This is a genomic window from Verminephrobacter aporrectodeae subsp. tuberculatae At4 (assembly GCF_000193225.1).
GTDB lineage: Bacteria > Pseudomonadota > Gammaproteobacteria > Burkholderiales > Burkholderiaceae_C > Acidovorax > Acidovorax aporrectodeae.
The window spans coordinates 1-13,792 of the sequence record NZ_AFAL01000439.1; the positions used below are offsets into that span (position 1 = coordinate 1).

The 13,792-nt window shown below is 58.6% G+C and carries 13 protein-coding genes and 1 pseudogene; 13 read left to right on the forward strand and 1 reads right to left on the reverse strand.

Annotation, left to right across the window (positions count from 1 at the left end):
- From VTU_RS31610 to VTU_RS31615, 13 genes are all read left to right on the forward strand, one after another.
- The coding region (locus VTU_RS31610; protein ID WP_265597337.1) for a polymorphic toxin-type HINT domain-containing protein at positions 1–842 on the forward strand (842 nt) is incomplete at its 5' end.
- Positions 839–2,197 (forward strand): DUF6630 family protein, encoded by a 1,359-nt coding sequence (locus tag VTU_RS0114060; RefSeq protein WP_236610739.1) that lies wholly within the window; start codon positions 839–841, stop codon positions 2,195–2,197. The genes VTU_RS31610 and VTU_RS0114060, both read left to right, overlap by 4 nt.
- A 47-nt stretch (positions 2,198–2,244) precedes the next feature.
- Complete coding sequence (locus tag VTU_RS32815; protein ID WP_201766145.1) at positions 2,245–2,787, forward strand: hypothetical protein; 543 nt, start codon at positions 2,245–2,247, stop codon at positions 2,785–2,787.
- A 25-nt stretch (positions 2,788–2,812) separates the two neighbouring features.
- The gene (locus VTU_RS0114065; RefSeq protein WP_236610740.1) at positions 2,813–4,141 is read left to right on the forward strand and encodes a DUF6630 family protein; all 1,329 of its coding nucleotides are present in this window, start codon (positions 2,813–2,815) and stop codon (positions 4,139–4,141) included.
- Between the two features lie 47 nt (positions 4,142–4,188).
- Positions 4,189–4,803 (forward strand): DUF1444 family protein, encoded by a 615-nt coding sequence (locus VTU_RS0114070; protein WP_029554408.1) that lies wholly within the window; start codon positions 4,189–4,191, stop codon positions 4,801–4,803.
- 21 nt (positions 4,804–4,824) lie between these two features.
- Positions 4,825–5,031: a hypothetical protein gene (locus VTU_RS0114075; RefSeq protein ID WP_010105198.1), complete on the forward strand. Its 207-nt coding sequence runs from the start codon at positions 4,825–4,827 to the stop codon at positions 5,029–5,031.
- 35 nt (positions 5,032–5,066) lie between these two features.
- The gene (locus VTU_RS0114080) at positions 5,067–5,627 is read left to right on the forward strand and encodes a hypothetical protein (RefSeq protein ID WP_236610741.1); all 561 of its coding nucleotides are present in this window, start codon (positions 5,067–5,069) and stop codon (positions 5,625–5,627) included.
- A gap of 29 nt (positions 5,628–5,656) precedes the next feature.
- Entirely contained in the window at positions 5,657–7,372 is a 1,716-nt protein-coding gene (locus tag VTU_RS0114085) for a polymorphic toxin-type HINT domain-containing protein (RefSeq protein ID WP_236610742.1), read from the forward strand.
- 16 nt (positions 7,373–7,388) lie between these two features.
- On the forward strand, positions 7,389–8,717 hold the full coding sequence (locus VTU_RS0114090) for a DUF6630 family protein (protein WP_236610743.1): 1,329 nt from the start codon (positions 7,389–7,391) through the stop codon (positions 8,715–8,717).
- Positions 8,718–8,761: 44 nt separating this feature from the next.
- Positions 8,762–9,379 carry a DUF1444 family protein gene (locus VTU_RS0114095; RefSeq protein WP_010105204.1) on the forward strand — a complete coding sequence of 206 codons (618 nt, stop codon included), beginning with the start codon at positions 8,762–8,764 and terminating at the stop codon, positions 9,377–9,379.
- A gap of 28 nt (positions 9,380–9,407) precedes the next feature.
- On the forward strand, positions 9,408–9,614 hold the full coding sequence (locus VTU_RS0114100; protein WP_010105205.1) for a hypothetical protein: 207 nt from the start codon (positions 9,408–9,410) through the stop codon (positions 9,612–9,614).
- The gene (locus tag VTU_RS0114105) at positions 9,611–10,201 is read left to right on the forward strand and encodes a hypothetical protein (RefSeq protein WP_010105207.1); all 591 of its coding nucleotides are present in this window, start codon (positions 9,611–9,613) and stop codon (positions 10,199–10,201) included. The genes VTU_RS0114100 and VTU_RS0114105 overlap by 4 nt, the downstream gene beginning before the upstream one ends.
- 93 nt (positions 10,202–10,294) lie before the next feature.
- Positions 10,295–11,482, forward strand: a complete 1,188-nt coding sequence (locus VTU_RS31615) for a hypothetical protein (protein WP_236610744.1) — start codon at positions 10,295–10,297, stop codon at positions 11,480–11,482.
- Between the two features lie 141 nt (positions 11,483–11,623).
- On the opposite strand, the pseudogene VTU_RS34885 reads toward VTU_RS31615, so the two are convergent.
- Positions 11,624–13,786, reverse strand: a pseudogene (locus VTU_RS34885) (Ig-like domain-containing protein); the annotation flags it as partial.
- Positions 13,787–13,792 lie beyond the last annotated feature (6 nt).

Sequence of the window (13,792 nt, forward strand, 5' to 3'; positions counted from 1 at the left end):
CGGCGCCGGGCTACTGGCTGCTCAGCACCGAATTTGATCAATTCAAGCTTACGGACGAGCACCCGCTCTGGGTACAGGGCAAGGGCTGGACGCAGGCTCAGCACATCACGGACAACGACGTCATTGCCGGCGCAAAGGGCGATGTGCGCGTGCTGGGCAATGAAGCGGTGCACCAACCGCTGCCGGTATATAACTTTAGCGTTGCGAAGACTGCCAATTACTTTGTGGGGGCTGGTGCGATATGGGCACATAATTCGGACTGTGATATCTCGATTCTTACAAAGGCATGGGCAAAACTGACGCCCCATGAAAAGGGGTTTATGGGGGAGAAGGCGGTTTTTGATGCTCTGACAGCAAAAGAAAAAGGGTTTGAACCTTTTGGAGGCAGCTTTAATTTTGATATGAAAAATCAGAATCCGGCGGATGCCATCAAGAACTGGCGCGGTAGACACGGTATTGATGGAATTTACAGAAGAAAAGTCAAGGATGAAAATGGAAATGAACATTACGAGTATGTGCTTGTAGAATCCAAGGCGACAGGTGGTTCGAAAAATGAAATACCGGATGACATTGTCGCGAAACTGGACATGACAAAAGAGAATGGTCGCCAGATGAGCAGGAAATGGATTGAAAACCATCTTCAGGACATGGTTAAAAGTAAAAAGATAAGCAAAAATGATATGAATGATATATTAAGTGGATTGGATAATGGATCAACCAAGAGAATTTACGCTCAAAAAGATGCCAATGGATCGACATATCACGAGATTAAAGACGTGATGAAAAATGGAAAACTTGATGAAGAACAAGTGCGAGTTAGCAATGCAATTTGGAGTCCATGATGTGGGATGAAAAAAGACCGATGCGCGATCCAGGCGCAACCGACAAAGCATTTTATAATATTAAATTGGAATATATTTTCGATAGACGGATGCATTTACTTGAAGATAACGGATATACAGATGAAATTCTTATGAGATTTCATTATGAAAGATTTAGAGAAATTGCAGAATATATGTTGTATCTATATGGAGCGGGAGCGTCTCTTGTGGATATCTCGAATTATTTCGATGACGAAGGCTGGCCTGATTACAGGCGCTCTGCTGAGTTTATAAAACTAAGACCGCTACCAGATGGCAAGCCTCGACATCCAGGCTACTTGTCCGTGGATGAGTCCCCATTGAGATCGAGAAGGATTATCTTTTTTATAGCCTTTCTTGTCTGTATGGACAAGTCATCAGATCGATTGCATGATTATAAATGCTGGATGCATGTTGAAATTCCATGCCGGTTGATCGACGTTCTGCTCAAATCATTTATTCCAAAATATCCATATCTGGTGGACTATGAAGTCAGTAGCGAGCTTAGAAATTATCGTGAATGGTGGATGACACCCTTGCTCGATGCACTGGCGCAGCTTCCGGAGCAGCGCCCAGCGGCGTTGGCTGCGCATATGGGCAACTGGTGCCGGCTGATGCGCCCACTAGGGTGGAAGCCCAAGCACGCGCGCGGTAAGTCTTATTTCTTTTGCGATTTTGCGTTTGAAGTCGCGCTGGCCGTATGCGCCTACGATATTGACGACAGCAGTTTCCGCGACCATCCACATTACCCGCGCGATCTGGTCGATCACTACCGCGAACATATCCGCCATATCCGCGACGCCTGGCGCGCCGAGGGCGTGGGAGCGAGCGTTGAACTGTTTCCATCCGCGCCGCCCAAGCGCATCGATTTGGCCCAGTCCAAGCGCAAAAATTTTGCCCGCTGGGTGGAATTGGCCTGCGACGGCTACGACGATGCCGTCGAAGACGTGCTAAAGACCATGGGCAAGCCGCGCAAGGTCGAGAACCTCTTCGGACTGCTCGAAGCTTTGGCGGGTCTCGGCCACGCCATCCAGGCCGATATCAAGGACGATGACAGCTTGGGCTGCCAGGCGTCCGACCTGAGCGACGCGCGCGGCATCGGCCCCTTCGAAGCGCCAGCGAGCGACCCGCCCGAAGGCCCGGGGCGCTGCATGGCAATCCTGCGTGCCTTGGCAGCCTGGGTGGCACCGCGCGGCTACCGGATGATCGATCTGGACGACGAAGACGACGCCTGGCACGCCGTGCTGGTCCGGGCCGAATACCACGAGGAATTCCTGGCGCTTAGCCGCTCGCTGGGCCTGCGCACGCGCACGCCGGAGCAGGTTTACGAAGACTGATGGCGGGCAAGATATTTTGATTTCCACATGCACGAGGACTTTTCATCATGATCAACAGTTTGTTTAATCTCTTTAAAAAAGCGGTCAGGACGGAGCCGCCAAAGCAAGCAACAAAGTCTATGAAAGGCAGTTTCAACCCGGATAGCAGAAAAAATCCCACAGGGGCTTTCAGTGAATGGAGCGGAAAAAATGTCATTGATGGTCTATACAGGAAAAATACCGGGCTTAAAGATGGGGACGGGGACTATATTTATACTTATGTACTTTTGGAATCCAAGGCAACAGGCGGTACGAAAAATGGAATACCAGATGATACTGTCGCGAAACTGACCATGACCAAGCATAGTGGCCGTCAGATGAGCATCAAGTGGATATCAAATCATCTTGAGGATATGGTTAGAAAAGGAGAAATGAGCCAGAAGGAGAAGAATGCAATCATCCGTGGATTCATGAGTGGATCGGTAAAAAGAATTTATTCCCAAAAAGATGCCGATGGAACGACATGCCATGAAATCAAGGATGTAATAAAACCGGATAACATCGTTAATGACGAACAAGTACGAGTAACCAGTGTTGCGTGGAAACCATAAACGAAATAAAGCGAAGGAGTTAAAAATGATGCGAAATCCAGATGCAAATGCAGATGATAAAGTATTTTGCGACGGAGAATTGGAGTCTCTTGCCAGCCGGTTTGGGCGTACGTGGGAAAATGAAAACTACACGGATGAAATTCTTGTAAATTTTCATTCTTGCATATTTGGGGAGGTTGTGGATTACATGAAGCGCCTATATGACAGAGGGGATTATCTTGCAGATATCTGGAATTTTTTTGAGAAAAAAGGTTGGCCCGATTATCTGTATTCTGCAGAATTTATCAGATCCAGGCCATTGCCAAATGGCGAGCTGCGCTGGGCGGCGAATCGCTTGCATGTGGGTGAGTCATCGTCGAGAGAGCTTTTGTTTTTCATTACCATTTTGGTCTGCATGGATCATTCTCCGGAACGTTTGCACAATTATAAAAACTGGTTGAATGTTAACCTCCCATGCCGAATGATGGACGTTCTTATAAAATCATTCATCCCGGGATATCCATACTTGCCAAAGTATGAAGTCAGCAACTACCGTGAATGGTGGATGACGCCCTTGCTCGATGCATTGGCGCAGCCTCCGGAGCAGCGTCCAGCGGCGCTGGCGGCGCATATGGGCAACTGGCACCGGCTGATGCGTCCGTTGGGTTGGAGGCCCGAGAACGAGCGCAAAAAGTTTTACCATTTCCGCGATTTTGCGTTTGAAGTCGCGCTGGCCGTATGCGCCTACGATATTGACGACAGCAGTTTCCGCGAGCATCCCCATTACCCGCGCGATCTGGTCGATCATTACCGCGAACATATCCGCCATACCCGCGACGCTTGGCGCGCCGAGGGCGTGGGCGCGGACGTTGAACTGTTTCCATCCGCGCCGCCCAGGCGCATCGATTTGGCCCAGTCCCAGCGCAAAAACTTCGCCCGCTGGGTGGAACTGGTCTGCGACGGCTATGACGATGCCGTCGAGGACGTGCTGAAGACCATGGGCACGCCACGCCAGGTCGAGAATTTCTTTGAACTGCTTAACGCGCTGCAAGATGCGGGTCACGCCATCCAGGCCGATATCAAGGACGATGACAGCTTGGGCTGCCAGGCGTCCGACCTGAGCGACGCACGCGGCATCGGCCCCTTCGAAGCGCCGGCAAGCGACCCGCCCGAGGGCCCGGGGCGCTGCATGGCAATCCTGCGTGCCTTGGCCGCCTGGGTGGCACCGCGCGGCTACCGGATGATCGATCTGGACGACGAAGACGACGCTTGGCACGCCGTGTTGGTCCGGGCCGAATACCACGAGGAGTTTCTGGCGCTTAGCCGATCGCTGGGCCTGCGCACGCGCACGCCGGAGCAGGTCTACGAGGACTGATGGCGGGCAAGATATTTTGATTTCCACATGCACGAGGACTTTTCATCATGATCAACAGTTTGTTTAATCTCTTTAAAAAAGCGCTCAGGACGGAGCCGCCAAAGCAGGTGTCGCTGCGCGAGCAATTGGTGCCGCGCATCAGGCACGTGAGTTTTCTCAAGATACTGCAAGAGCACGGCGTTCCCGAGCAGCAGCAACCCGTGACCACGGCGCTGTGCGGGGAGTTGCTCGTGAGCTACGCCTTTGACCTGCCGGATCAATTCATCATGGCCTCACCGTCCCAGCTGGAACAAGCCGGTATTGCCGTCTCCGAGGTGCCTGCGCTGGCTTTGTGGAATCTGGCACGGCTGATGCCGCGGACTGAGCATTTTGACAAGCAGGGCTGCATGGTGGTGCGCACGGGCGGGGAACTGGAGGCCACGCTGCTGTTGCTCGACACCTTCATGGAATATATGCATGTCAACAGCCTGGGCAAGGAAATCGTGGCCGCAGTGCCGCGACGCGACTGCCTGCTGCTGTGCGACGCCAGGAACGCCGGGGCGCTCGCGGAGTTGGGCAGCCTGGCGGAGAAAATCTTCACCGAAGCGCAGGACGCCCACGCCCTCTCCGCGCAGAAAATGCTGCGCCGTGATGGCCGCTGGGAACTGTTTACGGGGCATTGAGCCTGGCACAGGGAGTACACAGTGACGATCAGCTATATCTTGGGAAATCTGTTGGGGCGTGCGCTGGTGAGCTACGCCATCGTGTGGGCCGTCTGCGTGCTGGCCTGCCGCTTTCGTTGGCGCGCGGCATGGCGCAGTTCGGTGCGCTGGTACAGCGGGCTCGCGGTGCTCGTGCTGACGCTGCTGGGCATGGGCGGCGCCCTGGTGCGCCAGGGAGCGGTGCTGTGACGGCCGCCGCATGCAGCAGGCGCCGCCGCCGGGTCATGGGCGCCACCGCACTGGCGCTGCTGGGTGTATCGGCGCAGGCGCAGAAACAGAAACAAGAACCGGCGCGCGCGCTGCGCGAAATGCAAATCCATCGCGTGGAGCCGTTGGGTCTGGAGATATGGGTGGAAAACCAGCCCCCCTGGGAAACCAAGTCCACGGCCCAGCCCCATCCCGAATTTACGGCGCAGAGCCCGGAAAATTATTTTCCGCCGACCGTCATGACCTATACGAGCTGGCCCAAGGAGCGCGTGGCGCAGAAGGACCTGGAGCAGGTCGCCACATCCGCGATCCGCAGGGCCAGCCAGAACTTTGGCCTGAACCTGGGGCAGAGCCGCGGCCTGTCGCCCGTGGCGGCGAGCTACGGCGTGCTGCAAGGGTTTGAGGCCGATTTTGCCGGCACGGGCAATGGCCAGGAGTTGGACGTGAAGATTTTCATTGGCCACACGCCAGGGCGTTTTCTGGTGGTCTTGCTGGTCTACACCCAACGGGGAAAGCTGGGCCAACTGGGCGAGGTCGTGCGCCGTGCCTGGGGGAAACTCAAGTACCTCGGTGCATGACGCGTGCACCTGCATGGACTGGGTCCAGCATGGCCCACGCCAAGCGCGAATGGCAATGGTGGATCGGGCGGAGCGCCGGAATGTTTTTGACGACACAAATACGGCGCTCCCTGCTCTGGCTGGTGCTGGTATTGGCGCTTGCGCAATTGCATCCGCAAGCGGCACGGGCGCAAGCCAGCACGCCCGCGCAGGAAAGCGGGGGCATTGCCTGGAAAACCTGCACGCCCCCGGCCCTCTGCTTTGCGGACAAGGAGTCCCGCCAGCAGTGGGCCGCCAAGAACGACTGCAAGTTTCTCGAAGACGTCTGCGAAGGCACGCCCCCGGGACAGGACAACAAGGGAGCCAAGGACGAGGACCGGGGATTCTGGGGACCGATGTGGGACGAGGTCAAGGGGGCCCTGGTCTACGGCTACGAATTCGTCAAGGGACTGGTGCACGGCCTCAAGGAGCAGGTCACTGACCTGTGGGATATGGTCAGCGACCCGGGCGAGGTCATTCGCGGCTTGGTTGAACTGGGCAAGGCCTTCTTCAATGACTTCGAGGGCACTTTGAAAATGCTTGCCGAATTATTGGGTCAGGAGACGATAGACACCATCAAACGCGCAACCCAGTGCGGCGCCTACGATTTGGGCAAGGTGGTCGGCCAATACGTGAATCCCGGCACCGTGGTCAAGCTGGCCGTCAAATTGGCCAAGTACGGCGGCAAACTGGCCGATGCGGTCAAACACACCAAGCGCGACCTGGGCTGCGCAAGCTTTGCCGCAGCCACCCTCGTGCTGACCCCGCAGGGCATGCAGCCAATCGAGAAGATTCGCATAGGCCAGCAGGTGCAGTCACGCCATGAGCGCTTGTTTACCGAAGCACCGCAAGCGGTCACCAACACCTTTGCGCGCACGGCGCCGGGCTACTGGCTACTCAGCACCGAATTTGACCAATTCAAGCTCACGGACGAGCACCCGCTCTGGGTACAGGGCAAGGGCTGGACGCAGGCCCAGCACATCACGGACAACGACGTCATCGCCGGCGCGCAGGGCGATGTGCGCGTGTTGGGCAATGAAGCCATCCACCAACCGCTGCCGGTGTACAACTTCAGCGTCGCGAAGACCGCCAATTACTTTGTGGGGTCGGGTGCGGTATGGGCGCATAACGCGAGCTGTGATCCCGCAATTTATACCAAGGCATGGACAAAACTGACGCCCCATGAAAAGGGGTTTAAGTGGGAGGTGGAGGTTTTCGAGCACATGACAACAGCAGGCTATGAGCCTATGAAAGGCAGTCTTAACCCGGTTGGCAAGACTCCCCAAGAGGCTTTCAGTGAATGGAGCGGCAAACAGGACATCGATGGTCGTTACAGGAGAAGCACTGGAATTAAAGATAAAGACGGGGACTATATTTATGAGTATGTACTTGTCGAATCCAAGGCAACGGGTGGTGCGAAAAATGGAATACCAGATGACACTGTTGCGAAACTGACCATGACCAAAAATACTGGTCGTCAGATGAGTACTAAGTGGGTATCAAATCATCTTGATAAGTCGGTTGAAAAAGGAGAAATGAGCGATAAGGAGAGGAATGCAATCATCAGTGGACTCAAGAGTGGGGGATTGACAAAAAGAATTTATGCTCAAAAAGATGCCAATGGATCGACATACCATGAAATCAAAGATGTAATTAACCCAGATAAAAAAATTAATAGCGAGCAAGTACGAGTTACTAATACTGCGTGGAAACCACAAAAGAAATGAACCAAAGGAGTAAAAAATGATGCGAAATCCAGATGCAAATGCAGATGATAAAGTATTTTGCGACGGGAAACTGGAATCTCTTGCCGGTCAGTTGAGGCGTGCGTGGGAAAATGAAAATTACACGGATGAAATTCTTATAGAGTATCATGCTTGTACATTTGAGATTGTTGTGGAGTACATGAAGTACCTATATGAAAGAGGGAAGCCTCTTGCAGATATCTTGAATTACTTTGAGAAAAAAGGCTGGCCCGACTATCTGTATTCTGCGGAATTTATCAGATCCAAGCCATTGCCAAATGGCGAACTGCACTGGGCGGCGCATCGCTTGCATGTGGGTGAGTCATCGTCGAGAGAGATTTTGTTTTTCATTGCCTTTCTGGTCTGTATGGATCATTCGCCGGAGCGTTTGCACAATTATAAAAACTGGTTGAATGTTCTACTCCCATGCCGAATGATGGACGTTCTTATAAAATCATTCATCCCGGGATATCCATACTTGCCAAAGTATGAAATCAGCAACTACCGTGAATGGTGGATGACCCCCTTGCTTGACGCACTGGCGCAGCCACCGGAGCAGCGCCCAGCGGCATTGGCGGCGCATATGGGCAACTGGTGCCGGCTAATGCGGCCGTTGAATTGGAGGCCCAAGAACGAGCGAAAAAAGTTTTACCACTTTTTCGATTTTGCGTTTGAAGTCGCCCTGGCCGTATGCGCCTACGATATTGACGACAGCAGCTTTCGCGACCATCCCTATTACCCGCGTGATCTGGTCAATCACTACCGCGAACATATCCGCCATACCCGCGACGCCTGGCGCGCGGAGGGCGTGGGCGCGGGCGTTGAACTGTTTCCATCCGCGCCGCCCAGGCGCATTGATCTGGCCCAGTCCAAGCGCAAAAACTTTGCCCGCTGGGTGGAACTGGTCTGCGACGGCTACGACGATGCCGTCGAGGGCGTGCTAAAGACCATGGGCAAGCCCCGCAAGGTCGAGAACCTCTTTGGGCTGCTCAACGCGCTGCAAGATGCCGGCCACGCCATCCAGGCCGATATCAAGGACGATGACAGCTTGGGCTGCCAGGCGTCCGACCTGACCGACGCGCGTGGCATGGGCCCCTTTGAAGTGCCGGCAAGCGACCCGCCCGAGGGCCCGGGGCGCTGCATGGCAATCCTGCGCGCCCTGGCCGCCTGGGTGACACCGCGTGGCTACCGGATGATCGATCTGGACGACGAAGATGACGCTTGGCACGCCGTGCTGGTCCGGGCCGAATACCACGAGGAATTCCTGGCGCTTAGCCGCTCGCTGGGCCTGCGCACGCGCACGCCGGAGCAGGTTTACGAAGACTGATGGCGGGCAAGATATTTTGATTTCCCCATGCACAAGGACTTTTCATGATCAACAGTTTGTTTAATCTCTTTAAAAAGGCGGTCGGGACGGCGCTGCCCAAGCAGGTGTCGCTGCGCGAGCAATTGGTGCCGCGCATCAGGCATGTGAGTTTTCTCAAGATGCTGCAAGAGCACGGCGTTCCCGAGCAGCAGCAACCCGTGACCACGGCGCTGTGCGGGGAGTTGCTCGTGAGCTACGCCTTTGACCTGCCGGAGCAATTCACCATGGCCACACCGCCCCAACTGGAACGAGCCGGTATTGCCGCATCCGAGGTGCCTGCGCTGGCTTTGCGGAATCTGGCGCGGCTGATGCCGCGGACGCGGTTTTTTGGCAAGCAGGGCTTTATGGCGGTGTACACGGGCGGGGAACTGGAGGCCACGCTGCTATTGCTCGACGCCTTCTGGGAGCATATGCAAGCCAGCAGCCTGGGCAAGGAAATCGTGGCCGTCGTGCCGCGGCGCGACTGCCTGCTGCTGTGCGACGCCCGGGACGCCGGGGCGCTCGCGGAGTTGGGCCGCGAGGCGGAAAAATTCTTCACCGAATCACAGGACGCCCACGCCCTTTCCGTGCAGAAAATGCTGCGCCGCGACGATGGCCGCTGGGAACTGTTCACGGGGCATTGAGTCCGGCACGGCAAACAAGGAACACAAAGTGACGATCAGTTTTATCTTGGGAAATCTGCTCGGGCGTGCGCTGGTGAGCTACGCCATCGTGTGGGTCGTTTGCGTGCTGGCCCGCCGCTTCCAATGGCGCGCGGCATGGCGCAGTTCGGTGCGCTGGTACAGCGGGCTCGCGGTGCTCGTGCTGACGCTGCTGGGCATGGGCGGCGCCCTGGTGCGTCAGGGAGCGGCGCTGTGACGGCCGCCGCATGCAGCCGGCGCCGCCGGGTCCTGGGCGCCACCGCGCTGGCGCTGCTGGGCGTATCGGCGCAGGCGCAGAAACAGGAACCGGCGCGCGCCCTGCGCCAAATGCAGATCCATCGTGTGGAGCCACTGGGTCTGGAGATATGGGTGGAAAACCAGCCTCCCTGGGAAACCAAGTCCACGAGCCAGCCCCATCCCGAATTTACGGCGCAGAGCCCGGAGAATTATTTCCCGCCGACCGTCATGACCTATACGACCTGGCCCAAGGAGCGCGTGGCGCAGAAGGACCTGGAGCAGGTCGCCACATCCGCGATCCGCAGGGCCAGCCAGAACTTTGGCCTGAACCTGGGACAGAGCCGTGGCCTGTCGCCCGTGGCGGCGAGCTACGGCGTGCTGCAAGGGTTTGAGGCCGATTTTGCTGGCACGGGCAATGGCCAGGAGTTGGACGTGAAGATTTTCATTGGCCACACACCCGGGCGTTTTCTGGTGGTCTTGCTGGTCTACACCCAACGGGGAAAGCTGGGCCAACTGGGCGAGGTCTTGCGCCGTGCCTGGGGGAAACTCAAGTACCTCGGTGCATGATGCGCGCACCCGCGTGGGCTGGGTCACGCGGGCCGTGATCGCCGTCTTCGGGTGCGCGCTTCCCCATCCCTTTGTTTTTCTGATTGGATCCCCATGCCCCATCGACCCTTATCCCCGGGACGCGCCATCGCGCGCCATATCCGCTTCCTGTTCTGGCTGCTGGCCTGCGGCCTGAGCCTTGCCGCCTGCAATGGAGGCGGTGACGCCCAGGAATCCGGGGCCGTTGCGCGTGACGCAATGCACGGTGACCTCTTCATTGCTCCGGCTGGTGCGCTGTGCGCCCGGCGCGAGAGGGACGGCAACTGCGTCCAACCCACGTCGTCATCCACCGATGCATTGGCGCTGCACAAGGCCATGACCAACCCGGGCCCCGACGCCCCGATGATCAACTTTGACAGCCCGGGCTACCTGATCGAAGGTCTTCGCACCAAGGACAGCCAGGGCAACCCCTCCATGATCAATCCCTCCATGATCAATCCCTCCTTCGGCTTGGTGTGGCGCCATATCCAGGCCGGGCGCAATGGCTTCGTCGTGGATGGCAGGCGGTATGGGAATGCCAAAGACAACCCGTCCGACGCAATGGTCAATTACACCGGCGAACAGGGTGGAGGCGCCGTCTTGATGTTCAACCTGGAGGGCGGTCAGAACCAGGCTTGGTTCTTTATTTTCGGAGAGCACGATTTGGTCAGCCCCAGGGGAACTGCCGGTTGGGGTACCGCGCTCGGACTGCTCACCGACCAGACCGATGCCCCCACGACCCGGAAAGTGACTTATCTGGGTCGCTATCGTTCATTCTCAGGTACGGCAGAGCGGCTCGACGAGAACGGTAGTACGGACTCTTTGGATATACGTGTCACCTACGAGGCCGAGTTGGATCTGCACACGGGCTCGCTCAGCGGGGTCCGCATCGACTACACCGATCCCGGGACGCAGAGGCATACGCGCCTGAAACTGCCCGATCTGACGTTCAAGCACTCGCGGCTGGAGGGCCTCTCAAAGACGCAGCGCTTCGATATCGAGATCGATGGCCCCGCGCATATCGATGCTCCCGGGGAGGACAAGCGCCCGGAGGCACCTCGCCCTGATACCCCGCGCATCCGACACGATTTCACCATTGAGGCGCTGGAAGGCGAGATCTTCGGCAAGCAGGCCGCGCGCATCCATCTTATGGGTGCGGGACCCAAGGGGACTTTTCTTGTGGCACTGGTACGCAAGGATTTGTTTGAGCTGATGGAGAACAACCCCGTCATCCACTACCCCCTGACCCCTGCCAAGCCCTGAGCCCCCTCCCTCAGAGCCAGAACCCGAGCAACTCCGCGTCGGACGCCTGCCCGGCGATGGACAGTGGCATGCGCGCCGCCGCGCCGCAGGGGCGGTGATGGTTCCGTCGACCAGGCCGTTGGCGTCGAAGACGCCGCCGTCCTCGATCTGGAAGTCGAGCCGCAGGCGTTCGCCCTCGAGCACCATCTGGCCGCCGCAGGGCTCGCTCGCCAGGTTCACCCAGGTGCCGCTGGGGTTCTTCATCCAGTAGCCGTTGATTTCCTGCGCTGCGTCCACGTAGAGGCTGAAATGCCCGACGTGCGTGCCGATGGACAGTTCCGCGCGGAAATTGGTCAGTCCGATGGGCATCTCCAGCGCCGGGGGCAGGTCGGTGGGGGCGTCTTTTTGCTCCAGGTGGGTGACGCGTGTGCCGTGCTCGGTGTCGGACTTGCCGTCCTGGTCACCCCGGTTGTTTGCCACCAGGGTGGTCGTGGTGGTGGAGGGGGCAGTGTCCGGCGCGTTGCCCGGGTTGTCGCGTTCCTCCGGAGGGGGGGCTGCGGTGTTGGTCGAGCCGACCGTGGATTGTTCGCTGTCCTTGATTCCGTCTCCGTTGCCGTCGCCCGCCACGGGGGTCGAGCCGTCGGGGCGGGAGAGGCCGGGGACCCGGTCTTCGACGTTGCCGGGCACGCTGTCGTTGTCGCGGTCCGACGCGTTGTTGCGGCTCGGGAGCAGGGGGTTGTCCACCGATTCGTCGACCAGGCTCGCGGCGTCGTTGCCTGCGGCGTCCTGTATGGCGTTGGTGTCGTCGCCGGCCGTGGGGTTGGTGTACCAGAAGTTCATCTTCTGGCCGGGGAGCGCGGCGTGCTCCAACGTGAGCGTCACGGTCTTGGCCACGGCATTCACGGCGACTGCGGTGACGGCGTTGACTGCGTCATCCAAGCGCACCTCAAAGTCTCCGGGAGTCGGGGGATGCATCGCATCGAGGGTCGTTCCCTCGGTGTAGCTCAGCACCAGCTGGTTGCCACTCGCCGTGGCGCGGTTGAACGTCGGGGCCACGGTGTCGACCGTGTAGTTTTCTGAATATCCGGGGGGCCCCTCGCCGGCGTTGCCGCTGACGCTGAGCACGCGGGCAGGGTCCAGCGTGACCTGGTTGGTGCTGGCCTCCACGTTCGCCGTGGGCGTCAGGGTGGCGCTCCAGACCGTGCCGTCTGCGTTGGCACTCCAGTTGGACAGTGTGCCGTTGCTCGCGCTCGCGGCGGCGGAGATGTCCTGCATCGCCGTGTTGAAGTGGAAGCTGACGCTGGCGGTTTCTCCGGAGGCCAACATGCGCTCGCTGAGCATGATGGCGTTGCTCGCGAGCAGCGCGGGCCGCACGGTGTCCACGGTGTAGTTTGCGCTGGTGACGTCGCTGCCCATGGCCGGGTTGCCGGCAGCGTCCGTGACGCCGCCGAGGGTGTTCACGTGGATGGCGTTGGTCGCCGCCGTGGTGTTCGCTGTCGGGGTCAGCGTGCCGGTCCAGACCTTGCCGCCTTCGGATGCGCTCAGATCGGACAGCGTGCCGTGGGGCACGCTCAGGTTCGCCTTGCCAAAGCCGATCACTGCTTCGCTGAAGGTGATGGTGACGCTGGCCGTCGCGCCGGCCTTGAGCGCGCGGTCGTCGATGGCGATGCTGTTCAGCGTGGGCACGGCGGTATCCACGGCGTAGTTTTCGCTGGTGACGGCGCTGCCCATGGCCGGGTTGCCGGCAGCGTCCGCGACGCCGCTGAGGGTGTTCACGCTGATGGCGTTGGTCGCTGCCGTGACGTTCACCGCGGGGGTCAGCGTGCCGGTCCAGACCTTGCCGCCTGCGGACGCGGTCAGATCGGACAGCGTGCCGGCGGGCACGTTCAGGTTCGCCTTGCCAAAGCCGCTTACCGCGATGCTGAAGGTGATGGTGACGGTGGCCGTCTCGCCGGTCCTGAGCGCGCGGTCGTCGATGGCGATGCTGTTCAGCGTGGGCACAACGGTGCTCACGGCGTAGTTTGCGCTGCTCGGGCTGCCCGTGGCCAGGTTGCCGGCAGCGTCCGTGACGCCGCTGAGGTTGTTCACGCTGATGGCGTTGCTCGCTGCCGTGGTGTTCGCTGCCGGGGTCAGCGTGCCGGTCCACGTCAGGCCGTCGGCGCTGCGCGTGAGCGCGCCGAGCGTGCCATTGGGAGTGCTCAGGTGCGCGGCGCCAAAGCCATCGACCGCTTCGCTGAAGGTGACGGTGACGGTGGCCGTCTCGCCGATTTTCAGCGTGCTGTCGTCGAGCGCGATGCGCGTCAGCTGCGGTGCCACGGTGTCCACGCGGTA